The organism is Chitinophaga sp. GbtcB8 (assembly GCF_019091455.1).
Lineage (GTDB): Bacteria > Bacteroidota > Bacteroidia > Chitinophagales > Chitinophagaceae > Chitinophaga.
The window spans coordinates 39260-66251 of the sequence record NZ_JAGXJN010000033.1 but is presented as its reverse complement, the minus strand read 5'-3'; the positions used below and the strand labels follow the sequence as shown (position 1 = coordinate 66251).

At 48.6% G+C, this 26992-nt stretch carries 17 protein-coding genes and 1 riboswitch; of the genes, 8 read left to right on the top strand and 9 right to left on the bottom strand.

What is annotated here, in order from left to right; genetic code table 11:
• Nucleotides 1-70: 70 nt before the first annotated feature.
• From KVT36_RS23950 to KVT36_RS23910, 9 genes are all read right to left on the bottom strand, one after another.
• Complete coding sequence (locus KVT36_RS23950) at nucleotides 71-1051, bottom strand: hypothetical protein (protein ID WP_217605982.1); 981 nt, start codon at nucleotides 1049-1051, stop codon at nucleotides 71-73.
• Between the two features lie 12 nt (nucleotides 1052-1063).
• The gene (locus KVT36_RS23945) at nucleotides 1064-2188 is read right to left on the bottom strand and encodes a YncE family protein (protein WP_217605981.1); all 1125 of its coding nucleotides are present in this window, start codon (nucleotides 2186-2188) and stop codon (nucleotides 1064-1066) included.
• Nucleotides 2189-2197: 9 nt separating this feature from the next.
• A complete protein-coding gene (locus tag KVT36_RS23940; RefSeq protein ID WP_217605980.1) occupies nucleotides 2198-4210 on the bottom strand; it encodes a TonB-dependent receptor in 2013 nt (670 codons plus the stop codon).
• A gap of 2 nt (nucleotides 4211-4212) precedes the next feature.
• Nucleotides 4213-5340: a DUF5074 domain-containing protein gene (locus KVT36_RS23935; protein WP_217605979.1), complete on the bottom strand. Its 1128-nt coding sequence runs from the start codon at nucleotides 5338-5340 to the stop codon at nucleotides 4213-4215.
• Between the two features lie 187 nt (nucleotides 5341-5527).
• Nucleotides 5528-5737, bottom strand: a riboswitch (cobalamin riboswitch).
• A 90-nt stretch (nucleotides 5738-5827) separates the two neighbouring features.
• On the bottom strand, nucleotides 5828-6418 hold the full coding sequence (locus KVT36_RS23930; protein WP_254640173.1) for a YdeI family protein: 591 nt from the start codon (nucleotides 6416-6418) through the stop codon (nucleotides 5828-5830).
• A 203-nt stretch (nucleotides 6419-6621) separates the two neighbouring features.
• Nucleotides 6622-7644 (bottom strand): hypothetical protein, encoded by a 1023-nt coding sequence (locus tag KVT36_RS23925; protein WP_217605978.1) that lies wholly within the window; start codon nucleotides 7642-7644, stop codon nucleotides 6622-6624.
• Between the two features lie 59 nt (nucleotides 7645-7703).
• A complete protein-coding gene (locus KVT36_RS23920) occupies nucleotides 7704-9041 on the bottom strand; it encodes a DNA recombination protein RmuC (protein ID WP_217605977.1) in 1338 nt (445 codons plus the stop codon).
• 67 nt (nucleotides 9042-9108) lie between these two features.
• Nucleotides 9109-13362 carry an AAA domain-containing protein gene (locus KVT36_RS23915; RefSeq protein ID WP_217605976.1) on the bottom strand — a complete coding sequence of 1418 codons (4254 nt, stop codon included), beginning with the start codon at nucleotides 13360-13362 and terminating at the stop codon, nucleotides 9109-9111.
• 65 nt (nucleotides 13363-13427) lie between these two features.
• Nucleotides 13428-14339, bottom strand: a complete 912-nt coding sequence (locus tag KVT36_RS23910) for a cation diffusion facilitator family transporter (RefSeq protein ID WP_217605975.1) — start codon at nucleotides 14337-14339, stop codon at nucleotides 13428-13430.
• A 125-nt stretch (nucleotides 14340-14464) separates the two neighbouring features.
• Here KVT36_RS23910 and KVT36_RS23905 point away from each other — a divergent pair, with 125 nt between their 5' ends.
• The 8 genes from KVT36_RS23905 to KVT36_RS32845 all read left to right on the top strand — a co-directional run bounded on the left by KVT36_RS23905 (nucleotide 14465) and on the right by KVT36_RS32845 (nucleotide 26986).
• Nucleotides 14465-14956: a DUF421 domain-containing protein gene (locus tag KVT36_RS23905; protein ID WP_217605974.1), complete on the top strand. Its 492-nt coding sequence runs from the start codon at nucleotides 14465-14467 to the stop codon at nucleotides 14954-14956.
• Nucleotides 14957-15007: 51 nt separating this feature from the next.
• The gene (locus KVT36_RS23900) at nucleotides 15008-15421 is read left to right on the top strand and encodes a nuclear transport factor 2 family protein (protein ID WP_217605973.1); all 414 of its coding nucleotides are present in this window, start codon (nucleotides 15008-15010) and stop codon (nucleotides 15419-15421) included.
• Nucleotides 15422-15551: 130 nt separating this feature from the next.
• The gene (locus KVT36_RS23895) at nucleotides 15552-16118 is read left to right on the top strand and encodes an STM3941 family protein (RefSeq protein ID WP_217605972.1); all 567 of its coding nucleotides are present in this window, start codon (nucleotides 15552-15554) and stop codon (nucleotides 16116-16118) included.
• A gap of 196 nt (nucleotides 16119-16314) precedes the next feature.
• Entirely contained in the window at nucleotides 16315-18438 is a 2124-nt protein-coding gene (locus KVT36_RS23890; protein ID WP_217605971.1) for a T9SS type A sorting domain-containing protein, read from the top strand.
• 167 nt (nucleotides 18439-18605) lie between these two features.
• On the top strand, nucleotides 18606-18899 hold the full coding sequence (locus tag KVT36_RS23885; RefSeq protein WP_217605970.1) for a hypothetical protein: 294 nt from the start codon (nucleotides 18606-18608) through the stop codon (nucleotides 18897-18899).
• A gap of 286 nt (nucleotides 18900-19185) precedes the next feature.
• The gene (locus tag KVT36_RS23880; protein WP_217605969.1) at nucleotides 19186-21519 is read left to right on the top strand and encodes a GAF domain-containing protein; all 2334 of its coding nucleotides are present in this window, start codon (nucleotides 19186-19188) and stop codon (nucleotides 21517-21519) included.
• Nucleotides 21520-21706: 187 nt separating this feature from the next.
• Nucleotides 21707-25270 (top strand): HAMP domain-containing protein, encoded by a 3564-nt coding sequence (locus KVT36_RS23875; protein WP_254640172.1) that lies wholly within the window; start codon nucleotides 21707-21709, stop codon nucleotides 25268-25270.
• A gap of 9 nt (nucleotides 25271-25279) precedes the next feature.
• On the top strand, nucleotides 25280-26986 hold the full coding sequence (locus KVT36_RS32845) for a response regulator (protein WP_254640171.1): 1707 nt from the start codon (nucleotides 25280-25282) through the stop codon (nucleotides 26984-26986).
• Nucleotides 26987-26992: the final 6 nt, after the last annotated feature.

Below are 26992 nucleotides of genomic sequence, written 5' to 3'. Positions count from 1 at the left end.
GGGATTGCTCCCCGCCGCTGTTCGGTGTTACTAGGATTGGTTCAAAAACCAGGTGGTGTATTGCAAATAGTCAGGGCTTAATATGAATATCCATGGCCCCGGATATTTCCGTAGAGATCTCTCCCAGGAAACGGTCCGGGTTATCCGGGTCAGTAGAAGTATTACCATTGCAGCTTTGGCCGGTATACACTTTCACAAAATCAATATATTTTAAGGTTACGCTTTTGCCATTGGCATCTACTGCATTGCTGATCTCCAGCTTATTGTAACCGCGCCCTTCATCATTGATGGTTTGCAGCACATCCGCTGATCCGTTATCGGAATAACCCCAGTCAAAAGGTTTGTTGGTCATCAGGTCTGTTTGGTAAACAGGATCATACTTTTTGCCGATGGTATTGGGCAGCAAAGTGCCTTCAAAAGAAATAGAATCCGGGTTTGCAAAAGAGGGGTAGTAGGGCTGCGTGTGAAAATAGTTGGCCAGCACATAACCGCTGTGGCCCTGGTTGTCTTTCCACAATATATCCGTAGCTTCTTCCTTTTTAGGATTGTAATACGTGATGCGGTATTTTTTTATGGTAGTGGCTTTAGCATATTCGCTGCCGGCCAGCTCATACCATTCGCCATCATCCGGCTTACCGTTACCGTTCTTATCCTGCATTACCAGCACAATACCCGGCTCTGACCATTCCTGGCCGGCATTGGTTAAGGGATTGCCAAAGATGCCAAGATCATCGCCATCTTTATTCTCAATGGAATGGTCGAACCCAAAAGTTACGTAACCGCCATAACTGCCTAGTGACAGCAAAGCATCGCTGCCGCCGATCAATTTTTTAGCACCGGTTGTATCCCCTAGATTATTCTCATTTACAAACTGCCCGGGCGCGGGCAGGTACTCAAACACCTGGCTAATATATGCGCTGCTGGCTGCAGTAGCCGGCCGGAAATGGTCCGGTTCTTCCGGCGTGGGCGTTTCATCTGCATCCTTGGAGCAGGCTGCCAGCAACAGTGCAGCAGATAAAAAAGTAAGCCGGGTAGATCTTGTGAATTGCATAATATGGAAGTGTTAATTTTTCTTAAGGAATACAAAATGGCCGGGAATATCTCCGGTTTCAACGGACCATTTCTTTTTGCCGCTTTTATCAAAGCAGTACAGGATGCCGGGTGATACGTAGTCCAGCGCATCAGATACGTACACATCTTCAGTATCCTGGTCTACCAGTATACCATAGGGTATTACGATCTGTTTATCCGTACCATCGGTAATGAATTGAGTGCTGAGCAGCGTATCCGTTTTTACATTGATCATAGCATAGCTGATAGTGTTGGAATGGGTAATGTAACTCCATGCCACGCTGTAGATGTAGGCCCGGTCTTTATGAATAAAGATGTTGCTGGCTGTTATATCAAACCGCTTTTTTACCGTATCTGTATGCGTATCAATTACGTATAGGCGGGAGGGTACGGTATAATAATCTCCCCGGGAGCTTACATACAGGTCGCCATAAGGGTCCAGCGCCAGGTGGTCCAGGTTAATGGCTACATCAATGCGCTTCAGCTCCTGCTGTGTGTCCAGGTTTATGACGGATACCGTACGCTCATAATTAGGCGGGCTGTAACCGCCGGAGTTGGCTACATACAGCTTGTTGCCGCTAATGGCCATCTGCTCCGGGTTACGGCCGGTTTTAATACGCGCGGTTTCTGTGAGGGAAGCGGTATCTATTACCGATACATAACCATCATTAGAGGTGATGTATGCATTGCCTTTATAAAAAACTACGTACCGGCATTGCCGTATGTTCAGCTGTTTAATACGGGTTACTGTGGCGGCGTCCACTACCTCTACCTTGTTGGAGTTGTTTACTACAATGTACATTTTGCTGCCGTAGATCTGTATGTCGTTTCCAACATCTCCCAGGCCTTTGGTTACTTCCGGGTTGTAGGCTTCAAACAGGCGGCGGCTGTAGCGGCCTGTGGTAAGATCCAGGTAATCCAGGGAAGCTTTGTTCATGTTCATGTTACCCTCATTCAGCACATACAGTCCCTGCACGGTAGGCGTAATATCATGCGGGCGGCTGTAGCCGGTTATGTCCACGCTGTCAACCTGCGGCAGCAGGATATCTTTACGGCAGGCCGTAAGCAGCAACAGGCTGTATAAAAGAAAGCGGTATAAATGATTCACAGACATCATGTTTTGTGATCAGCGGCTGATGCTTAAAGTAAGCCGGTAGTTACGGCCTGGCATGGGAAAGTTCAATACCACATCGTAATACTGGTTTAATAAATTATTCACCTCAAACGTTAGCTTATTTGTAAATGATCGCTGCGCCAGGATCCAGGAGGCAGAGAGGTCGCTGGTGTACCAGGGCTGCACATAATTCACGGGGATGTTCCTTTTCTGGCTGTAACGTTCCCCGGTATAAATAAAGCTGTAGTTCAGCGCCAGGGAACGCCAGTCGGCCCCCAGCATAAAAGATCCGCTGTGCCAGGGTGTGTAGGGGATCTGCTGCCCGTAGTTAAACCCACCCTTGCCGGAAGTAACATCCTGTGCCTTTTGATACGTGTAATTAATGCCTGCATTTACCAGCAGCTCCTTAAAAGGCTGCAGGGCGGTGTTGAGCACTACATCTATTCCTTTAATATTCACCCGCCCCAGGTTCATCATAGACCAGCCAAAGAGGTTATCAGAAGGCACGGCTACTATCTTATCCTTTACATGATTGTAATAACCATCTGCCTGCAGGGAAATGTATAACCAGCGTCCGCGCATAGGCTGCTGCCAGGTAAAACCCGCATCATACTGCTGCACATATTCAGGTTTCAGGTTATTGTTGCCAATGAAAGTATAGTATAGATCATTGAAAGTAGGCAGGCGGAAAATGTGCTTGTAAAAAGTACGCAGCCACAAATGCTGTTGTGCAAAGGGCTTCCAGGCCAGCGACAGGGAAGGAGTGTATTCCCTTTTAGGACCGGCGCTTTCATAGGTTTGTACTTTTTCATTTACAATGGTGGCCAGTAAATTGCCCTGTATTTCCAGCTGTGGTAAATGCACCCGGCTGGCCAGCGCCACCAGTGTGGTGTAGCGGGTTGGGTAGGGAAAGCGGTACAGGTTTGCATCCATCGTGTTGGATATAAAGTCCGCTGCCAGCGAGCTTTCCCACCAGCGGTTAATAGTATATTCATTCGCCAGGGATACATACACTTCTTTCTGACGATAGTAGTTATCCAGTAAATGTTGTTCGTTGGGATATTCGGGATCAATATACCGGCTGTATAGATCAGCGTATTTAGCATTGGCTAAAAGGCGGTATCGTTTATGCGGATCGTTGTGAAAGGTTGCCTGTACAAACTGGTCACGATCCTCCAGGTGCTGCCCGTAATTAAAGTGGTTGGCTACAATAGCGCCCGGCAAGCCGCGGCCGGATTGATAGCGGTAATACTTCACCGCCCAGGTGCTGCTATCCGCCAGCAGGCCGTTTAAGCCGGCTTCTGCGCGAAAAGCATTTACATTACCATTCTGCCGCAGGGCTGTAGTATCATACTTACCATTAGTGTAGCGGAATTTATACCGACCGTTGGCATTGATCCATTCTGTGCTCACTGTACTATATATGCGTGCTGTAACTTTTTGCTGCCATAAAAGCGAGGGGTTAATTAAACCGGATGAACCGGTTTTCAGACTTACTTTACCATTCCATTGTTCATTGTCTGAAAATTGGGGTGTACGGGATTGCAGGGCCAATACATTGCCCGCGGAGAAAGCCCTGGCGGGCTGTAATAACGTAGGGGGCTGCCCGTTATACAGGGTTATTTCAGAAATATTATCTAAGGAAAATTTACCCAGGTCTGTCTGCCCGTTCTGCGCATTGCCCAGCACCAGCCCGTCATAGCTCACTGCTGTATGGTTGGTGCCCATGCTGCGTACATTAATGGTTTTTAAACCACCTATGCCGCCGTAATCTTTTAGCTGCACACCGGAAAAATACCGTACTGCATCGGCTACAGACAGGCTGTTTAACCGCTGCAGCTTTGACCCGGATAATACCTGCATGGCAGTAACCGGGCTAAGGCCTGCCGGCAAGCGTTTGGCATCTACCCGTACTTCCTGTAAAGTGGTAGTGTCTTTTACTTGGGAATAAGCAGCGCCGGCCCATAACAGGCTGGCACTGCTTAACAGGTGAACATACTTACGGATAAAAGCCGGTTGTTGCATAATTAATGGAATATCGGCATAGCAGGGAAATACCAGCCTGTATAGGTTAATGCCTTTTTCAATACTGCTGTGGTAGCATCATAGATCAGTATGCGGTTGGTATCGCCGGTGAATGCGCCGTTAATTGTGGTCAGCACCAGCTCATTTTTATCTTTGTTATACGCTGCGCCTGCGCCATAAAAGAACTGGCCGCTGGGCAGGGTAATGAAAGGTGTAGTTAAAGAAGCCGCGTTACCAATTACATAACGGTACAACTGTGTGCCACCGGCAAAACCGTTGTTGCGCACTATGTACACGGTGCTTTCCTGTGTAGAGGAAGTAATAGCTGCATGCCGCCATGCACCCCAGGGTGAGGGTACGCTAAAGGGTAGCTTTAGCGCGGTACGGCCCAGCGTAGCGGGATCAATACGGATCAGGGAATCAGCATTGGTAGCATATACAGCGCCGTCTTTACCCAATGCAAAAGCCAGGTTGGCTGCGCCGAAATTTTTCACCCATGCATAGGTGCTGCTGTTGATAGCTACAATACCATCAGTTTGCGAAAGTACAAATACATAACTGCCGGCTTTCAGCATGTCGCCGGTATAACCGGCCACTGCGCTGATCTTGGTGCCAATAGCCAGGCTGGGTAACGTTACCGGGTACACGCCATCTTTAGCGCTCAGCAAACCGTGCGTAGCATCAACACCAATGAACGCATGACCGTCATTCTGCGGCAGGGTGGCCACACGGCCGCTTTCCACCATGGTATTGGCATCTGTTACCACCATGGGGCCGCCTGCTTTAATTACAATGTACATTTTGCCATTAAAAATGGTAGCGTACTGCAGGGTGCTGGTGGCAGTACCCAGTGCGCCGGTGGGGTTTTGCTGATGGTACACATTCAGGTCCAGGCTATCGCCACTGTAAGAATAAAAATGCAGGTCGCCGGTGCCATGGCCAAACCAGCCTTCATTGGCAATAAAAAAGCCATTGGCATAATTTGCTAATAACGCGGTTTGCGGGGCATTAACTTTTCCAAGCTCCGCTGCTTCTTTTTGCAGCGGCTGTAGCGTTTCTTCTTTCTGGCAGGCTGCAAAGAAAACAGTAAGGGTTCCCAATAACAAAAGGGGCAATAGTTGTTTTTTCATATGATCGTATGGGTTTAAAAATACAGGGACATACAATGCCTGCCGGACCAGCAGCCCGGAAAAAAACAATTGTAATAAGTACTGGTATTATTGCACCAGCACTACACGCCATGGGTAAAAACGATACAGTAAAAAAGAATATAATGCCGGTAGGCTTACATTCCTGGCCTTTCACCCGAAAGCGCTGAATGACTGATTGCACCTTGGCAGGTCTTCTGGCTCTCCTGCTTTTCCGGCAGCCTTCCCATTCTAATTGAACAGTGGCATGCAGTACTCCGGAAAAACGTCCCAACAGGTTGGGAGCAGGATCACAGCTACGGGGATAGCTCCGGTATTACACCGGATTCCCTTTTAAGCCCGGTTTTTTACACCGGGCACCAAATGCGAATGCAAACGTACGGGAAGTATTATTAAAATCCAAAGAGGGAAGGATGAGTGGGGGGAAATGAATGCTAAACGCTAAACGCTAATAGCTAAAGGCTAATGATCACTCATCATCCAACCCCTTTCCATTGAGTATTTGCTTCGTATATTTTTCAACCCTTGCCTCCCGGGTTTTGGATTGTTTGGGTTGAGAGAAATGAAAAAGGTATGCTCTCTGCCGGCCTGGGGTTAATGCTTCAAAAGCTTTTTTCAGGGCAGGCATCTTATCCAGTTTCTTTTGAAATTCTTCGGGAACATTAAATTCTGCTGTCTTTTTTAAAGTTACTTTCAAGCCGGCTTCCTCTACGGCAATGGCTTCATAAATATAGGTTTTCAGGATGTCCTTCATCTCCACTATTTCCCGGACATTAGTAAAACGGATCTGGCGCGCGGACTGCACATTCTCCGTTTGCTGAATTAAAATGCCATTGGTGTCATTTAATAACACGCCTTTGAAGAATAAGTACGCACAGTATTCTTTAAACTCGTGTATTAAAACAACGTTGCTTTTCTGAAGCGTGTAACAAGGACAGCCCCACTTCAATTCTTCCGTGAGCCCGCAATCCAGCGCGATCGCTCTCAATTGTTTTAGTTCTTTCTGCCATTTTTCGGATTTATCGAAGTAGAAATCAACCTTTGGATTCATTTTATTCATTTATTAAAGTTAACTGAAATAAGCTTGCTGTCTGCAGGGCCTGAATGCATGATGCCACAGACTGGATGTACATGACAAAGAAAAGTCTGCATAACCCCATGCCTTAGCACCAAACTATACGATCCTTTAAATTATTGCGTAGCTATTTGGCTACTAATTTAAAGGTAGATGTTTAACTACGCAAATTTTTTTTAAGAGAATTCTTAATACTTCTTATAATAGATCAGCTCCCCGGCTTCCCCGCCGCCACTATTCTCGCTGGGTACAAACAAGGTTACCAATATCGCGTTCTGCCCGTTTATCACCGTATTGGCAATGGTAGGATTGGCGAAGGCCTTGCTGCCATGATCTGTTACAATATGTAGTGTGTCTGCATTGCCGGTCTGGTAATCATACAAATACGTACGCCAGGTACCAAAATCACCTTTGGTGCCCTGGCCTTCAATTACGCCAAAGTTGTAACCTTTGTAAACGGCAGCATCCCGGTCGCCAATGTTACCTTTTACGCCCCAGTATAATAAGGCATTATCAAAGTTGGGCTGCTTGCTGGTGGTCCAGGTATTAAAGTTGGTGAGAGTGCCGCGGGCCTGCCGGTCCACATCACAGTTGGAATAAAAATGATGCCCCACATCCAGCCGGGTGCTGCTGGCATAATACAGGTTAGGCGTACCTTCTGCGCAGGAGGAAAGTGTTTGCGGCGCATTAAAACTTTTATTTACCGCACCGTTTTGCAGATCCGTCCAGTTACGGAAATACACAAACTTCAAATGGTTATTAGGCTCCTGCTCCCAGGCCATTACAAAACCGCCATCGGCTGCAACAGCAATGGTAGGTTGCGATGCGCTGCCTGTGTTGCTGCCGGCCAGCTCGCGGATCCATGTCCAGTGTAATACATCGGTCGAAGAAGCCAGGTTTACCTTTGCCTGGCCATTTACATACGTATGGTACACAGCAATAAATCCGCCACTGGGATTGGCAATGATTTTTGCGCAGTCCATAGTATGGCCAACGTTATCTTTTGCATTGTAAATGTGCGCATCAGCGCCCGTAACGTTTTCAATAATATGCCGCAGCTCTGCACGGGTAAGATCAGAAGGAGCTGCCAGCGCAGTGGCTTTGCTTTTGGCCGTTAATTCATTACCGGCAGTATCATTGGCTGCATTGTTTTTAGCGCAGGCGCCTGCCAACAGGCATACGCCTATAACATACAGGAGAGGTGTTTTCATACTGGTGGAAGATTTGGGTTTTACAATAAAAAAAACAGGTTTACAATACTAACAAGATATTATTTTTCATCATCGTTTGCAACAGTAGGGGTAGCTATATCGCCTAATAATAAATTCACCTGTTCTGCAGGCAGCTCCTGCACATTGCGCAGCTTGCGTTCTATGGAGCGCGACCTGCGTCCTGCTTCATCAATTACGTTGCTGGCTTCCTGTAATTTCTTCTGTGTTTTATCCAAAATAGTTCCAAAGTTGCCGAACTCCGTTTTCACGGCGCCCAGCAGCTGCCATACTTCGCTGGAACGTTTTTCAATGGCCAGCGTACGGAAACCCATCTGCAAACTATTCAGCAGGGCGGAAAGGGTAGTGGGACCCGTAATAATAATGCGGGATTCCCTTTGTATGGCCTCAAACAAACCCGGTGTGCGGATCACTTCTGCATACAGGCTTTCAAAGGGCAGGAATAAAATAGCAAAGTCAGTAGTGTTAGGCGGATCAATGTATTTGCTAAAGATATCAACCGCGCATTTTTTAATGCCTTTTATAAAGTTCTTGCGGCATTCTTCAATTGCTTCCGGGATAGCCTTATCATAGGCTTCTATCAGCAGCTCAAAATCTTCTTTCGGGAACTTGGAATCAATAGGGAGCCATAATGCCTGTTCGGGGTTTTTGCCCGGCAGCTTTACCGCAAATTCCACCAGCGCATTGGAGCCGGCTTTAGTTTTTACATTTTTGGCATATTGCTCCGGCGTTAACAGCTGGTCCAGCATATTTTCCAGCTGGTATTCGCCTAAGATGCCCCTGGTTTTCACGTTGGTGAGCACGCGTTTCAGGTCACCTACACCGGTGGCCAGCTGCTGCATATCACCTAATCCTTTGTGCACGGCTTCCAGGCGCTCGCTTACCAAACGGAACGATTCTCCTAAGCGTGTTTCCAGTGTCTTTTGAAGCTTTTCATCTACTGTGGCCCGCATCTCATCCAGCTTTTTTTCATTGCCGGATTGCAGGTCCGTGATCTTTTTATCCAGGGAGCTGGTTAAGTATTGCAGCTTGTCTTCCATGCTGCGGGTTAGCATATTCAGGTTAGTAGAAAAAGTTTCCAGCTGGTTCTTTTGCAGGTCGCTGGTGGTTTTCATAGCAGTGGAAAGCTGCCCGCCAAATACCTGCAGGGAGGCTGTCATTTCCGTGCGCGTGTTTTTTGCCGCTTCATTGGTTTCTGCACGGTTGGTCACCATTTCCTGTTTCATAGCGGCTTCCAGCCGGTGCAGGCTATCCAGCAGCTGATCTGTTTTATATTGTAAGGTGTTTTGGCGGGAGGTATTGGCGGCTTTATTCACCATTACCAGCACTACTACCAGCAGCAGTAATATCACAGCCAGTAATACATATATTATTTCCATTGTGAAAAGTTAAAAGTAAAAAGTACAAATTAAAAAGGCCGCCTGTTCATAATCCTGTATCCTTCTCTTATTTCAGCATTCCTAAAATCATCCCCATCACCTTATCCCGGTCTTCCAGCCAGTCTTTTGCATACACATTCAGCGTTTGCCAGCCAAAGGCCTGTAAAATAGCGGGGCGTTGGTAATATTGTTCTATAAGGTTATCGTTATAATAATGGGTGGCATCATCCAGTAGAATGCCTAAGCTATAGTTTGTATCAGCAGCCTGCCGTTTTACAGCTAAGGAGCATTTAAAGCTGCTTTGCCCCACATTTACATCTACCGTGTAACCGGCTGTTTCCAATGCTGTTTTGATCTGCTCACTTACAATATTGTTCCCCTCAGCAGCGTAAAAAGACCGGGTACCCGGTAGCACCAGGTTATCCAGTATTTCCCGGGCCTGCGGCATGTTGCCATTGCTTACCATTTCCGCATATTGTAAAAAGCGTTTAAAGTAACGTGCGCCGTCATTATGCTCATTGGTAATGTGGTGGTGTTGTATGCTGCTTACTACCGCCATGTGTTTCCTGGCCCGGCTGAATATTACGTTCAGTCTTTTCTCGCCACCACGGCGGTTTACGGGGCCAAAGTTCATGCGCATATCCCGTTGCCGGTCGGGCCCGTAACAAACGCTTATAATAATGATGTCCCTTTCATCTCCCTGTACATTCTCCAGGTTTTTTACAAACAGGCCGGTGAACTGTCCGCCTTCTTCCCGGTTATATGCATTTTCCAGCAGCGCTTCAAATTCCCGGTCCGTAGCGGCCAGCGCGCTAAGCGCATCTGTAATAGCGCCCTGCTGTTCCTGGCTGAAGGCTACAATGCCAATACTGTCCTGCACATTATCCAGCAGCAGCTGTTTTACAATGTAAGCAATATACCCCGCTTCAGCTGTATTGCGGCGGTTTTCGTAGATGCCTTCCGGTAAGTAATGGTAGCTGATGCTGTTTTGCAGCAGCTGTGCTGCGTTGACAGCTCCTTCTTCCGGCTGTAACACCTGCTGTAATGGTGTTTGCTGTGCAGGGGTGGTATGGTCTGGTATGGTGAGCAGCTCTGCGCCATAAAATGCGTGGTTGGAAAAACTGATCAGCGATTCATACCGGCTGCGGTAATGCCAGCTTAGCATAGTGCCGGGTAATTTGCCTGCACCCTGCACCAGCAGGCTTTCTGCATCCGTAGGGTAGGCTGCTTCAGCTTCCGGCAGGTCTGCATCTTCAGCATCTGCACTGCGGTGCTGGAAGAACTGACCCGGCGGCATCTGTTTATCATCGCCCACAATAATGGTTTGCGGCGCGCGGAAAAGTGCGGGTATCCCTTCTTCCACCGGTATCTGGCTGGCTTCATCAAAAATAACCACGTCAAATAAGCAGGCATTCATGGGCAGGCTGTCGCTCACGCTTAATGGGCTCATGAGCCATACCGGTTTAATATCTTTTAACACCAAACCGCTTTCATAGGATGCCATTTCCCGTATGCTGCGGAAACGCATGGTTTTGCTCATTTCATGTTCCAGGATGCGCCGGCCTTCTGCATAGGCTTTCTTTAATATTTTCTGTTCCGGTTTCAGCTGGCTGGCGGCCGTATGGCTAATGGCATAATGCTGCAGGAACTGCTGCCGCCTGGTAGCGCGTATATAATCACTGTTCAGCACCAGTAAGTACTGGTAGGTTTGTGCTATTTCTTTTACCACCTGTTGCAGGGTGGCATGGGTGGTGGCTGCAAAAGCAGGGTTACGGTCCAGTATTAATTGCAGGGAAGTATGCGCCATGGCTGCTTCCGCCTGTAACGGCGTTAAGGGAATATGGCGGATCACTTCCTGCAAAGGCAATGGCAATGCGGCAAAGGCCTGCAATGCAGGCAGCAGTTTTTGTACAGCTCCAGCATTTTTGCTGATGGCTGTCAGCTCTTCGTTTACCTGTAACAGTGATTTCTGTTCGTACCGGTACAGCGATTGCTGCAGCTGCAGCTCCAGCTGGTGCAGGGTATTGTTCAGTGCATTCAGCTGCATCACCAGCTCATTGGCAGCGGGGTGTTGCAGCAGGTAATCAACATGCGCGTTGCCCAGCTTACGCCGCAGTGTTTCAATACCTATGTGAATGGTCTGCAGATTATCTACCCGGTATTTTTGCTGTGTGGCCCGCAGGTGTTCCTGTGCTTTTTCAAGTGCGGCATATTCCTCCTGCAGCTGCTGCAGCACGTCGCTGTAGGCAGGCGGCAGCTGGTGGCCGGTAAAATCGTAGGCGCGTAACAGCTCTTTTTTTAAGCGTTTCCAGGAGCCGCTGAAGAAGCGGAAAAAAGACCGTTCATATTTATGAGCAATAGCTAATCCATGTTTGGTTTCCTGTGCGCTGAATTTCTGCAGCCATTTACTATTGGCTTTTACCGTTTGTTTATAGGCCTTTTGTAATTTCCGGTATTGCCGGTAAGCTTTTTCAAAACGTTTGGCTTCTTTATGCGCAGGGTCTACCAGCTGCAAATTACTGCTCTCTGCCAGTGGCGCCAGTACAGCGGCTGTTTTCACCAATGTAATAATGCTCAACAGCTTTTCCGTGTATTCATAAGGCAACTGGTTGGTGGTAATGATGCGTACAACATGGTCAATAGCGCCCTGCGCGTGTGAGGCCATATTATTCACCAGGGTAAAGGCCTGGTCAGACAGTATGACCGCATTACCTAAATTACGGAAGGGGTGTTTTGCAAATGCAGCATCAGCGCCCTGTTGTTCCAGCACACTGCCCAGGTTTTGCAGCGTATCGCCAAACTCAAGCCACTGGCTGTAACCGGGCATATCGGCCTGCTGTTGTGCATCCAGTGTGGGCATATGCGGCTGCAGCGCTACCAGCCGCGCTATCAGCTCCCGCGTAGGCAGCCCGGTATTTTCATACTGGTTATTTTGCCGGGCATGATAGGCTTGTAATACCTGCAGCTGCCGTTGCAAATGTTCAACGGCTATTTGCCGCCGTAAGGTCAGGTGGGTAAGGTCCATCTTGGAGCGCAGAAAATCGTCATACACGGCTTTGAGCTCCTGGATAAATGTTTTCTTATCAGCCTGGCTATCGTGAATATAACAGCACAGCTCTGCCAGCTTGTTCTGCTGCAGGCGGTGGTACACTACATCCAGCGCAGCTCTTTTTTCACAAACAAACAGCACGGTTTTGCCCTGCGCTAAATAATCTGCTATCAGGTTGGTGATGGTCTGGCTTTTACCGGTGCCGGGCGGGCCTTGTATAATATAGCTCCGCCCTGTTCTGCCCTGCAGGATGGCATTGGTTTGCGTAGGATCAGCGCTGATCACATGGTACCAGTCGGCCGGGGAATGGCTGGCAGGCGCCAGGGCCGGTGCCTTGGGCTGTTCGCTGAACAGCTCTGCAAATACCGGGTGCGCGGTGGTTTGTTCCAAAGCCTGGTTATAATCGCTTACCAGGCTCATTTTTTTATAGTTGAAATTTCCCAGCACCAGGTTACATACATCCAGCTCCCAGTGGTGAGGATCCTGTATTATAACAGGTGCGGGTATTTCTGTTATATCAGGTGTTTTACCTAAGCGTTTCAGGTAAGTGATAAGGGTTTGTTGTGCAGTGTAATATTGTGGCGTTACTTCCGGCTCTTCGCTGAAATGTAATTGTACCTGCTGTCCTGCGTTTTCAATCGGTGCTTTCACCGTTTCGTAAAAGACCTGCATGGTATCTTTTTCAAATGCCAAAGTTTCCGGTAAGGTAATACCGTACAGCTCCTGTAGGTACTGCGCCAGCACCGGGTTTACAGTGGCCATATTATCCTGCAGCTCTAAGGTGAACCGGTCGTCCGGCACGCCTTTGCTGCGTTTAAGCTTTACCGGCAGCAGCAATAAAGGGCTTTGAATGCGGGCGCTGTTCTCGATAGTTAAATTATGCCAGTGTAAAAAGGCTACCACCAGCTTTAGCTGGCTAAAGCCATACTCCCGCTCATCGCTCTCCGACTGCTGGCGTATGCCATTCAGCTGCGGCTGCAGGTAAGGGTGTTCCCGGAAATGCAACCGCTCATTCAGCAACAGGTCTTTTTCGCCTTTTACAGCTTTGCTGATGTTGTTCCAGCTAAGCAGGGCAGCAGGGGAAATGTATTCCGGTTTTAATGCCAGGGGCACACTGCCTGTGCTAAGGTTTACAAAACGGCTGCCGCTTTTGTAATACAGCAAACGGTTACGCCGGCTGGTATCAAACAACCGGTTCCGCAATCTGGAAAGTATAAGTGCATGAGGTCCGGCAAGGGAGGATGGTGTATTTTTTTTGAACAGATCAGACATAACAGGTAGCCGGCGTTTTGCACATTTACAGGGAAAAAATAGCGCATTACACGCTATTATACAATTTATTTTTTCACGGCAGCTTCTTCCGGCTGAATAATAATGTAATGCACCAATGGGTAAGCCTGTTTAACCGCTTCGCGGATGCGTTCAATGGCATCATAAATATCCCCCGTATCCAGGTCCGGTTTAAAAGACAACATTACCATCAGCATAACTTCTTCCGGAGACTGGTAGGTGGAGAAAATATGTTGTACGCCCTGCACCGCCGGGTCTTTGTTCACCAGCTGAATGATCTGTTTTTGCGTATCATTGCTGATGCCTTCACCCATCAGCAGGCTGCGGCTTTCCCGCGCCAGCAGCACAGATACAATGGTTAACAGCGCGCCTACGATCAGGGAGGCAATACCATCAAAATACGGGTTATTGAACAGGTGGCCCAGGTATACAAACAGCGCTACTACCAGCAAACCAATTACCGCAGCGCTATCTTCAAACAGCACTACAAAGCTGGCCGGGTCTTTACTGCGGCGTATGGCCATCCACCAGGAGTTATTGCCCCGTACCTTATTAAACTCTCTGGCTGCTATCACCAAAGAGCCGCCATCAAACAAAAAAGACACTGCCAGCACCACATAATTCCAGGTAGGATCTTCCAGCGGTGGCGGATTCCGCAAATGCATAATTCCCTGGTAAATAGATATGCTGCCGCCCACGCCAAAAATGAGGATAGAAACAATGAAAGACCAGAAGTACAGCTCTTTCCCATAACCAAACGGGCGGTTGGCATCCGGCTTCCGTTTGCTGTTGCGGATGCCCAGCAGCAATAACAGCTGGTTGGCAGTATCTACCAGGGAATGCACAGCTTCTGATAACATAGCAGAGCTGCGGGTAGCAAAACCTGAAATGAATTTAATAACAGCGATCAGCAGGTTGGCTACCAGCGCTGCATAAATGGTTGTGTGGTTGCGGGCCATTCTATAACAGAACATAAAATCATGCCAGCCCTTACGAAAGCGCCATCACGCGGCTGCCAGGCGGTAATTGAGTAATTATTTCACAACCGGTTTGATTTTTGAGGTAGGCCTTTTAAACAAACGTTATGGATATACTGGGTACTTTCTGGGGGGAAGGGGAGAACATCACCATTTTACAAATGTCTGTACGCGCATTTGTAATGTTCTTTATTGCGCTTACCCTGGTGCGGATCGGCGGTATGCGCATCTTCGGAAAAAGATCGGCCTTTGACACCATTATCATTATTATGCTGGGCGCAGTGCTGGCCAGGGGCGTGGTAGGCGCTTCTCCTTACTGGGATACGGTAGCCGCTTCTTCCGTTATGATAGGGGTGCACCGCTTATTATCCTGGTTATCGGGTAAAAGCAGCCGTATGAATAATTTGCTCAAAGGCAAAGCGCTGGTATTATATGAATCGGGCAATATTGTATGGGAAAATATGAGGTTTGCTGCTCTAAGTGAGGAAGACCTGATGCAAAGCCTGCGCCTGGAAACCCAACAGGAATCATTAGCCGTAATAGAAAAAGCCTATATGGAAACCAATGGCCGCATTAGTTTTATAACCAGGCATACTTAACGTAATTCATTTTACCTTTGCCCCGGCAGGCCATTATAAGCTGCTAATAATATGGAACAAAAACATCCGCTACCTCCCTTCACACGCGAAACCGCCCTGCAAAAAGTACAAATGGCGGAAGATGCCTGGAACAGCCGCGATCCGCAGCGCGTTTCCTTAGCCTATACTATAGATACCGAATGGCGTAACCGTGATCAGTTCATTAACGGCCGCGCGGAAGTGCAGGTTTTCCTTACAAAAAAATGGGAGAAAGAGCTGGACTACAAATTGAAAAAGGAGCTGTGGAGCTTTACAGATAACCGCATCAGCGTTCGGTTTGAATATGAATGGCATGATGCAGCCGGCCAGTGGTTCCGCTCTTATGGCAATGAGCAATGGGAGTTTGATGCCAATGGCTTAATGCAGAAACGTTTTGCCTCTATCAATGATCTGGTTATTGATAGCAAGGACCGGAAATTTTCATAATAGCACAACAGTTAACCCCATGAATGCCAGTTTGTAATGTGCTGCATCTGATATTGGTATGAGTTGTTGTTTATTTTAATGTGTGCGCAAGTTGAGTATCTTTGGCGCCCTTAATAAATAGCATCAACCTATGACCAAACCTTTACCTATGCTCAACAAGCAAAGCATCAGCATTCCTTTAAACAAAAGCAAATTAACAAAAGGCCTCATTGGCTCTTTATTATTTGTGCTGACCAGCCTGTGGATTCTGCTGTACCAGCCAACAGTAAGCAATCCAATATTTAATAACCCCTTGCTGAAATACGGAGCGGCTGTTTCAGGTTTCCTTTTTTTTGGATTCGGGGTTATTTATTTCTCCCGGAAGCTGGCCGGTAAAAAGCCCGGATTGATCATTGATGATGAGGGCCTTTTTGATAACGCAAGCGCAGCTGCTGTGGGCCGTATACCATGGATGAACATTATACGCGTGGTAACTACGCAGGCCATGAACCAGCAATTCCTGGTCATAGTGGTTAATAACCCGGAGCATTACATCAACGAACAGCATAACGCTATTAAGAAAAAAGGAATGATCTATAATTTTAAGCATTTAGGATCACCCATTGCTATTGCTGCAGGCGGGCTTAAATGCAATTTGCGTGAATTGCTGGAAATACTGGACGCGGGGCTGGTAGCGCATAGAATGGCCGTAGTATAAGATCATTATTTCAACTGGCACACATATCCGGGCAGGGCAGGAGGCTGCTGTAATAACATAAAACCTCGTACGCTTCCTGTACCTTTCCCGGAAACTCTCCTCATATTTCCCGGGTTACATGTCAATTAGTGAATTATTAAGCGTTCTGTTAATCCTCCCCGGCTATCTTGTTACCTCACCAAATTCCACGTCAGCAATGAAAAGATGGTTACACGTATTGTTTGCACTGGCCCTGCTCTCCGGCCCTAATTTTTCCCGCGCACAGGTGGCTGCCCCGGCACAGGCCATTATTGGTAAAACCATTTGCGGTTACCAGGGATGGTTTAACTGTTATGGCGATGGCTCGCCGGTAGCCCGTTGGCGGCACTGGTCTGCCGGGCAGTATAACTCCAATACCGGCAGCCCTGCGCCCAATGCCGTTACATTTGAGGCCTACCCGGATGTAACGGAATACCCCGCGACCCAGCTGTTCCAGACCAACCTGGGAAATTTGAATGATGGCCGGCCTGCTAAGCTGTTCACCTCTTACCCTTATGAAACAGTAGACCTGCATTTTAAATGGATGCAGCAGAACGGCATTGATGGTGTAGCCCTGCAGCGTTTCCTGGGCGAGACCCGCGACGGTGTTTTTAAAAGCCAGCGCGATAGCACTGCGGTACGTATGCGCCGCGCAGCAGAAAAGTACCAGCGCATTTTTTATATCATGTATGATATGAGCGCCGATGATACCACCTACTTTAAGAACGACTGGCTGCATATTGAAAACGATCTGCAGGTAACCAACTCACTTTATTATGCCCACCAGAACGGCAAGCCCGTGGTGTGCATCTGGGGTTTTGGATTTACCGGCCGCGTAAATGCACCTGCTGCCAGCCTGGCCATCATTAACTGGTTAAAAGGGAAAGGGTATTATGTAGTAGGCGGGGTACCCACGTACTGGCGCACAGGCAACAATGATTCCTGGAGCGGTTACACGCAGGTATACAATGCCTTTGATATGATCTCCCCATGGTCAGTAGGGCGTTTTGGCGATAATAACGGCGCCGATAATTTTGCCGCTAACCTCATTGCGCCGGACCTGGCCTACTGCAATACCAATAATATTGCTTACCAGCCTGTATTGTTTCCCGGTTTTGCCTGGAGTAACTGGAACGGGGGTACGCGTAACCAGATACCGCGTAACAAAGGTGAGTTCTTCTGGCGACAGCTGTACAACATTAAGAACCTGGGTTTTAACACTTCCTACATCGCTATGTTTGATGAATATGATGAAGGCACTGTGTTCGCTAAAATGGCCGACAGCTATTTTGCCGTACCTAACAATCAGTACTTTTTAACCACCAGCGCAGACGGTACTTTTATTGGCCCGGACTTTTACCTGCGTCTGGCAGGGCAGGCCACCAAAGTGCTGAAAGGCACGGCGCCCCTTACCACCAATGTTAGCATACCTTATGCCAGCGCGCCGCTGTGGTTCCGTACCAGCATGGAGCCGGGCTATGATGCCACGCTCACCTGGACGGATAGCGCGGATCCCAGCTCTATACCCCGCAATGTAAGCACGCCTGTTTGCGGTATTGTAAGTAATGAGACCAGCTATACCGGCCCTTCCGCCATCCGCGCAGCAGGCAGGGATAATGCGGCTACCGGCGGCTCCTATTATTACTTCCGCGCCTTTGATGTGAACATCCCGGTGAATAGCAGCACAAAGCTGAGCTTCCGCACCTTTCCTACCAATAACCTTTCCCGTTATGTGAGCGTAGACCTTATTATGACAGACGGAACTACCCTGCGCGACATTGGCGCTACTGACCAAAACGGTACTTCCATGCACCCGGGCGCAGGGCACGGTACGGTAAATACCTGGCAGCGCATTTTGTGTAACATAGGCACCTGGCTAAATGGCAAAACCATTGACCGCATTATGGTAGCCTATGATCATGGCGCAGATACCGGGAGCTTCAAAACCTATATAGATGATATTGTGATCAGCGATACAGCTTCAGCCCTGCGCACTGCCGCACCTGCGCAGTTTACAGATAGTGTATACAAAACGCTAAGCGGCAGCCAAAGCAGGTTATTACAGGTGTACCCGCAGCCGGCAAGCAATACGGCCATCCTTAAATTCAGCAATGGCTGGAAAGGGGTAGGTTACCTCAGCATTTTAACCGCTACCGGCGGGGTAATTGGCCACCAGGTGATCAATATCGATGGTGGACAGGCCACGCTGCCGGTGAGCAATTTGCCGGGCGGCATGTACTTCCTGCGCATTAACCGGGGCGGGCAGGTAGTTACCCAAAAACTGGTGGTAGTACATCCATAACAGCTCATCTTACATCTATTTATCAAATATCCACGTCATCATTTAATCAGCCGTCTCTGCTTTAAACAGAGGCGGCTTTATTTTTGCGGCAGTGACAGGGGAGGGTTGGTTTTTATTTTATTAACTTAGATAAGCACCCGCTACAGTAACCTTTTAAACCAAGTGAAATGGAAGTACATTATGATACCGTATCCAATGCCATTGAGGCATTGCGCAAACAAGGATTTACAACAGATTTTAACATTGAAGGCAATTACCTGGTAAGTGAAAAGAACCGCTTACACCTGGATGATTTTTCCATTGTGGATGTGTACCGTTACGAAGGTAATACCGACCCGGCAGATGAAGCAGCCGTATACGCCATTGCCTCTGCCGATGGTAAGGAAAAGGGTGTGCTGGTAACCGGTTATGGGGTATCTTCCGATCCGCTTTCTACAGAAATGCTGCGGAAATTAAAGTAAAAAGTAAAAACAGAACGCCGGTACTACGAATAAAGTAAAAAGCAAAAAGTAAAAATGCATCAGCGGTATAAAACATCTGTATCAGGTGTAATATCCGCCTCCATTTTTTTACCTTTTGCTTTTTACTTTTTTACTTATAGTTGTCATGTTCTGATGGCCGGCAGATATGCCTCCCCGGTATGATAGTTGAGGGAAAGATAACAAAGGCTTAACATCGGATGCAGGAAACCATTAAATTTACCTGTGAATTTAAAAACCGGTGTAGTTTCCGGAGGAATTTCCGAACATGAAGAATATCACACTGAATGCAGCCGGGGAGCAGGCCTATTCACTACCTGTGAATGCGGCGCTTTCTTTTGACCCGTTTATCGAATACCTGAAAAAGCGGGCAGAAGGGGAACCTACCGTTAAGGCCGATTTTTTCAAAAAAGTCCTGGAGCAGTTTGAAAGCTATCAGCAGAAAGGCATAGCGCTCACGCTTGAAAATATAAGCCAGTATGAGCCCCTGCTTGAGTATATGTATGCCTGCAATACCTCGCCCGTGGCAGATGAGCAGCAGCTGGCCTGGGGCCTCAGCTTTCCCTTTCAGCCCCATGTCTTCTATGGTACGGAGCTGCTGTTTACGTTGCTGACCCAGAAAGATGAGAAGTACGAGGTTACCCAAACACCGGATGATTATCGCCGGGAGCGCCTGCAGCTGGTATATTCGTTTATCCTCAAACGTTTGTATAATTTCCAGTCGCCTGTAAAAGCAGGTTTATACCATGCCGGTACCAGCACAGTCACCGGTTTGCTGGAATACTACAGCGTGAATATAAATACCGATTTTATTTCCGTTACTGCCAAAGGTGAGCTGCCGGAGCTGGACTGCAACCGCCTGTACATGCACCTGAGCGAAGGCGCCAGCTACGAGATCATGGAAAATATGCTGCCGCTGGATATGTTTGAATTCCGCGGCATGGCCATGCTAACGGTAACGGATATTACGCCGTATAAGGCGGTAGATAATATCCGCAAGGTACGCCTGAACCGCAAACCCGGGGCAGATAGCACCGCACAGGATACCGTGATCCAGTCCCTGAAAACACTGGTACGCAATAGTAAAATAGAGTTCGACCTTTTTCCCTTTGTACATATCAATGATGAACCGGTATACGGTTTTGAGAAAACAGGTACCGGTATCCTTTTCTCTGTGTGGGGAGAGAAAACCTTATCGCCGGAAGATTTCCGGGACCAGGCAAAATCTTATGCCGCCAATCCCAGCTTCTTTTTCTCCCAGGATATTTTCCTGGAAGAAGTAAAGGAGGAGTATAAATTCCTGGACGATTTCCGCAAGCTGGGCGTACGCTCCCTGGCGCTGATGCCCATCTTCCTGGAACGTACACCCGTAGGGGTGCTGGGGGTGCATACCTGGGGAGATGATACCTTCAATGAAAAAACGCTGGCCCTGCTGGAACCCGCTATTAGCGCCATTGGACAGCTGCTGCAGGTATACCGCGATGAGTTTAACCTGGAAATAGAGAACATTGTAATGGAAAAGTTCACTTCCCTGCAACCCGCTGTGCAATGGAAGTTTAATGAAGCTGCCTGGCACTATTTACAGCAGCGGAAGAAACAGCTGCCCGCCAAAGTGCAGAACGTACATTTCAATGATGTATACCCCTTATACGGCGCTATTGATATCCGCAATTCTACCATAGAAAGGAATAAGGCCGTACGTGCCGACCTGGATAACCACCTGCGCATTTTATGCGAAATGCTGGTGAAAGTGCAGCATGAACATCCATCTTCCCTGCTGGAAGAAGCCCTGTTTAACTGCACCAAATGGCAGCAGGTGCTGGAGCAGGAGGAATGGGATGCTACGGATGAAACTAACCTGAATCACTTTTTAACAGAAGGCACGCTGCCTTACCTGAAGCACCTTGCCCAGCAGGAACCCACTACCCGCAATAATATTGAAGGTTATCTGAAATTACTGCACGGGAACGGAGAGGCAGTGCAGCAGAACCGGAATGCGCTGGAAGCTTCCATGCAAATGATCAATAACGCCATCAATAATTATTTTGAAACGGAAAAAGATAAGCTGCAGCAAGCCTATCCCTGCTACTTTGAAAAGTTCCGCACAGATGGTATTGAGTATGATATTTACATAGGGCAGTCTATTTCCCCCAACCGGGTGTTTGATCATTTTCATCTTAAGAACCTGCGCCTGTGGCAGCTTTCCTCTATGGCAGCCATTACCAGGCTTACCCGTTCCCTGCTGCCGGATATGCCGCAGCAGCTGCGCACCACGCAGCTGATCTTTGCCCATAACCATACCATTGATATCAGCTTCCGCGCAGATGAAAGGAGGTTTGATGTGGAAGGCACCTACAACATCCGCTACCAGATGATAAAAAAACGGATCGATAAAGTACATATCCGCAATACCGATGAACGCTTAACCCAGATAGATAAGATCGCGCTCATTTATTTTAACAGGAAAGATATAGAGGATTATTTACCGTACCTGCAATACATGCAGGAAACAGGCGTACTGCAAAATGACCTGGAAGAGCTGGAGCTGGAAGATCTGCAGGGACTTAGCGGGCTCAAAGCACTTCGTGTAGGGGTGGCTTAAAATATTACTCTTTGTAAACATATTACATTATCTTTATTTCGAAAGACCAAACGCATGGTATCATCAATGTGGCGGCCTCTTCCATGGGGATTAGCTGCACATGCGTATCCTAATAATTTACAGTAAGGGTATTGGATAAGTCTTAACTTTCATAATTGAGTTTTTTAATCGCTCTAATGCCGCAAAAATGAATACCAGGAAGAAAAGTGCCGGTGCAGTTGCATCACCGGCCAGGAGTGCATCAAAAAAAGCCATACCTGCCTCTGAAAAAAGTAAAAAGATCACTACCGTATCTCAGCAATTACACGATGAGCTGGACAGCCGCCAGCTATTACAGGTGCTTTCCGAAGTAAAGGGCGGCAATTTCAGTGTACGCATGCCCGTAGATAATATTGGGCTGAATGGTAAGATCTGTGATACCGTGAATGAGATCATTACGCTTAATGAAACGTTGGTAGAAGAGCTGCTGCTGGCCCGCAATACCATTGGTAAAATGGGAAAGCTCAATCACCGTGTAGCCATGCCCCGCACTGCCAAAGGCGCATGGAATGAGGCGGTAGGCTCCATCAACAGCCTTATCTCCGACCTGGTGCATCCCACCATTGAAATAGCGCATGTGATCAGCTCCGTGGCCAAAGGTGATCTGTCGCAGGAAATGACCCTGCAGATAGAAGACCACTTGCTGCAGGGCGAGTTTGCGCGTATTGCAACAGAGGTGAACGGGATGGTGAAGCAGCTGAACCTCTTCTCCCGCGAAGTAACGCGCGTGGCGCTGGAAGTAGGCTCTGAAGGTAAGCTGGGCGGCCAGGCTAAAGTAAAGGACGTAGCAGGGGTGTGGAAAGACCTGACGGATTCCGTGAACCAGATGGCGGATAACCTGACAGCCCAGGTGCGTAACATTGCAGATGTAACCACTGCTGTGGCGCGTGGCGACCTGTCTAAAAAGATCACAGTAGATGTGAAGGGAGAGATCCTGGAGCTGAAAGATACTATTAATACCATGGTGGATCAGCTGAACTCCTTCTCCTCCGAAGTAACGCGCGTGGCGCGTGAGGTGGGTACAGAAGGTAAGCTGGGCGGCCAGGCCACGGTAAAAGGAGTAGGCGGGGTATGGAAAGACCTCACCGATTCCGTGAACCAGATGGCCGGTAACCTTACTGCGCAGGTGCGTAACATTGCGGATGTAACCACCGCCGTGGCGCTGGGCGACCTTTCCCGCAAGATCACTGTGGATGTGCGCGGGGAAATACTTGAATTGAAGAACACCATTAACACCATGGTGGACCAGCTGAACTCCTTTGCCTCTGAAGTAACGCGCGTGGCGCTGGAAGTAGGTACAGAAGGTAAGCTGGGCGGCCAGGCTAAAGTGCAGGGTGTGGGCGGTACCTGGAAAGACTTAACAGATTCCGTGAACCAGATGGGATCCAACCTCACGGCCCAGGTGCGTAATATTGCAGAAGTAACAACCGCCGTGGCCAAAGGTGACCTGTCGCGCAAGATCACCGTGGATGTAAAGGGAGAAATATTAGAGCTGAAAAATACCATCAATACCATGGTGGACCAGCTGAATGCATTTGGTTCCGAAGTATTCCGCGTGGCGCGTGAAGTAGGATCCGAAGGTAAGCTTGGCGGCCAGGCCGATGTGCCGGGAGTAAAGGGCTTGTGGAAAGACTTAACGGATTCAGTGAACATCATGGCCTCCAACCTTACCTCGCAGGTGCGTAACATTGCGGAGGTAACTACGGCGGTGGCTAACGGTGACCTGTCGCGTAAGATTGAGGTGGATGTGAAAGGCGAGATCCTGAAGCTAAAAAATACCATCAATACCATGGTGGAGCAGCTGCGCGCATTTGCCTCCGAAGTAACGCGTGTGGCGCGTGAAGTAGGTACGGATGGTAAGCTGGGCGGCCAGGCATTTGTGCCTGGTGTAGCCGGTACCTGGAAGGACCTAACAGATTCCGTGAACCAGATGACAGGTAACCTTACCTCCCAGGTGCGTAACATTGCGGAAGTAACCAAGGCCGTGGCCTCGGGTGACTTATCCAAAAAAGTGACCATTGACGTAAAGGGCGAAATATTAGATCTGAAGAACACCATCAACACCATGGTGGACCAGCTGAACTCCTTTGCCTTTGAGGTAACGCGTGTGGCGCGTGAGGTAGGTACGGAAGGTAAGCTGGGCGGCCAGGCAGAGGTGCAGGGCGTGGGCGGTACCTGGAAAGACCTTACCGACTCCGTGAACATGATGGCCTTTAACCTTACCAACCAGGTGCGCGGTATTGCCAAGGTAGTAACCTCTGTGGCTACCGGTAACCTGAAACAAAAGCTCTCCATCGTATCCCGCGGTGAGGTGGCGCAGCTGACAGAAACTATTAATGAAATGATCGATACCCTGGCGGTGTTTGCCGACCAGGTAACCACCGTGGCCCGTGAAGTGGGTGTGGAAGGGCGTTTGGGCGGCCAGGCCAGTGTGCCCGGCGCATCCGGTATCTGGAAAAACCTTACGGAGAACGTGAACCAGCTGGCTGAGAACCTGACCACGCAGGTGCGCGCCATTTCCGCAGTAGCATCTGCCGTAACCAAAGGCGATCTTACGCAAATGATCCGCGTGGAAGCCAAAGGTGAGGTGGAAGAGCTGAAAGATACCATTAACCAGATGATCGCCAACCTGAAGGAAACCACGCTGCGTAACCAGGAGCAGGACTGGCTGAAATCCAACCTGGCCAAGTTCACGCAAATGCTGCAGGGCCAGAAAGACCTGAACACGGTAACCCGCCGTATCCTTTCTGAGCTGGCGCAGGTGGTGAATGCGCAGAAAGGAATGTTCTATATCCTGGAAGATGAATCGGCCAACCCCAAGCTGAAGCTGTTTGCTGCATACGCCTTTGGCGATGAGGTAAGCCTGAGCCGCGAATTCTCACTGGGACAGGGCCTGGTAGGGCAGTGCGCCGTAGAAAAGAAACAGATCCTGCTCACCAATGTACCGGGTGACTATATTAAAATAAGCTCCGGCCTGGGAGAAGCCCGGCCGCTAAACCTCATCGTATTACCGGTGCTGTTTGAAACGCAGATCAAGGCCGTAATTGAGCTGGCCTCTTTTGATACGTTTAACCAAACCCACCTCGACTTCTTAAGCCAGCTGACGGAAAGTATCGGTATCGTGTTAAACACCATTGAGGCCAACTCCCGTACAGAGGCCCTGCTGGAACAGTCCCAGTCACTGGCCGATGAGCTGAGAAGAACCAACGAAGAGCTGCAGGATAAAGCCCACCTGCTGGTAAAACAGAAGGAGGAAGTGGAAGAAAAGAACATGGAGGTGGAAGAAGCGCGCCGTTCCCTGGAAGAAAAAGCGGAACAGCTGCAGCTTACCTCCAAGTACAAATCAGAGTTCCTGGCTAATATGTCGCACGAGCTGCGTACACCGTTGAACTCTTTACTCATACTGGCGCAGCAGCTGTATGAGAACCATGAAGGTAACCTGAGCGAAAAACAGGTACGTTATGCCAAGACCATCCACAGCTGCGGGGACGACCTGATACAGCTGATCAACGATATCCTGGATCTGTCCAAGATTGAATCCGGTTATATTTCTACAGACTTTATCAATGTACGTTTTGGTGAAGTGGTAGCCTTTGTGGAAACTACGTTCAAGCATATTTCCGAAAGCAAGAACCTGCGCTTTGGTATTATAATCGATGAGCAGCTGCCGCAAAGCCTGGAAACGGATGTGCAGCGTTTGAACCAGATCTGAAAGAACCTGTTGTCCAACGCCTTTAGGCTAACAGAAAAGGGAGGAGTACGGCTACGGACATATGATGCCATACGCAACTGGAAAACCGCCAATGCCAGCCTGGATAATGCGGACCGTGTGGTGGCATTTGAGATCAGGGATACCGGCATCGGCATTTCCAAGGATAAGCAGAACATTATCTTTGAAGCCTTTCAGCAGGCAGAAGGTTCTACCAGCCGCAAATACGGCGGTACCGGTTTAGGACTGTCCATTAGCCGTGGCCTGGCCGATCTGCTAGGTGGCTCCATTGAGCTGGAAAGCGAGGCCGGAAGGGGAAGTGCCTTTACCCTGTTCCTGCCCTTGCAGTATAACCCGGCTGCCATCAAAAAAGAAAAACAAAGCAACCTGCTAAAAGTAGGGGAATATAAATTATCTGAGGGCGATGATAGTGCCGTGATCCACTCCGTACCCACTGTGAAAACCGCAGATACCCGCGACCTGGAAGGGCTGAATGAGATCATTAACGAGATCGGGGACGACCGCACGCATATAACTGAAACGGACAAAGTAATGCTGATTGTGGAAGATGATGTGCGTTTCGCCAAGATCATGCAGGAGAAGGCGCACGAAATGGGCCTGAAAGTTGTGGTAGCTACCAGTTTTGGGGAAGTATTTGACCTGACCAATAAATACAATCCTATTGCCGTTACTTTAGATGTTAAGCTGCCGGATGCCAGCGGCTGGCGCGTGCTGGACCTGTTTAAGAACGATGTGAACCTGCGGCATATCCCCATTCACCTCATTTCCGGTGAGGAGAACCGTATGCTGGCCATGCACCGCGGCGCGCGCAGCTTTAACCTGAAGCCCATGAAAGCAGAAGCGCTTACCGTATTGTTTAATAATATTATTGAGCAGAATGGCCGCAGATCCAAGCGGGTGCTGGTAGTAGAGGATAATGAAATGGAAGCCTCCCAGATAGCCGGTGTGCTGGATAATGAAGACCTGATAGAGATTGAGGTGGCGCCCAACGGTAAAGAAGCGCTGGAGCATATCAATACTACTGCCTACGATTGCATTATTGCAGATTATATGCTGCCGGATATTGATGGCGTAGAATTTATAACGAATATTTATACCATCAACAAGCTCAATACCACGCCGGTGATCGTATATTCAGCCAAGGATTTTTCCAACAAGGAAAAAAACCGGCTGAAACAGTATGCAAACAAGATCTTACTGAAAAGCGCCAGCTCCCTGGAGCTGCTGCTGGAAGAAACGGTTATGCAGCTGCACCTGAACCACAACGTGCTGCAGCCGGAAAAACGGCGTATGATCGAAGAGCTGCGCTCGCAGAAAGATGTGCTGCTGCATAAAAATGTGCTGGTGGTGGATGATGATGTGCGTAACCTGTTTGCCCTTACCACGGCCTTTGAACGGTACCACATCAATACCATTACCGCGGAAAGCGGCCGGGAAGCCATTAACATTATGGCGGAGAACAACGACATAGATATTGTGCTCATGGATATTATGATGCCTGAAATGGATGGGTGTGAAACCATGCAGAAGATACGAAGGGAGCATAAGAACAGCGCATTACCTATTATTGCAGTCACCGCAAAAGCCATGAAAGGGGACCGGGAGAAATGCCTGGAAGCAGGAGCCTCCGATTATATTACCAAACCCCTGAAAATTGACCAGCTGCTGTCTTTAATGCGTATCTGGCTATACAGGTAAAAGAAA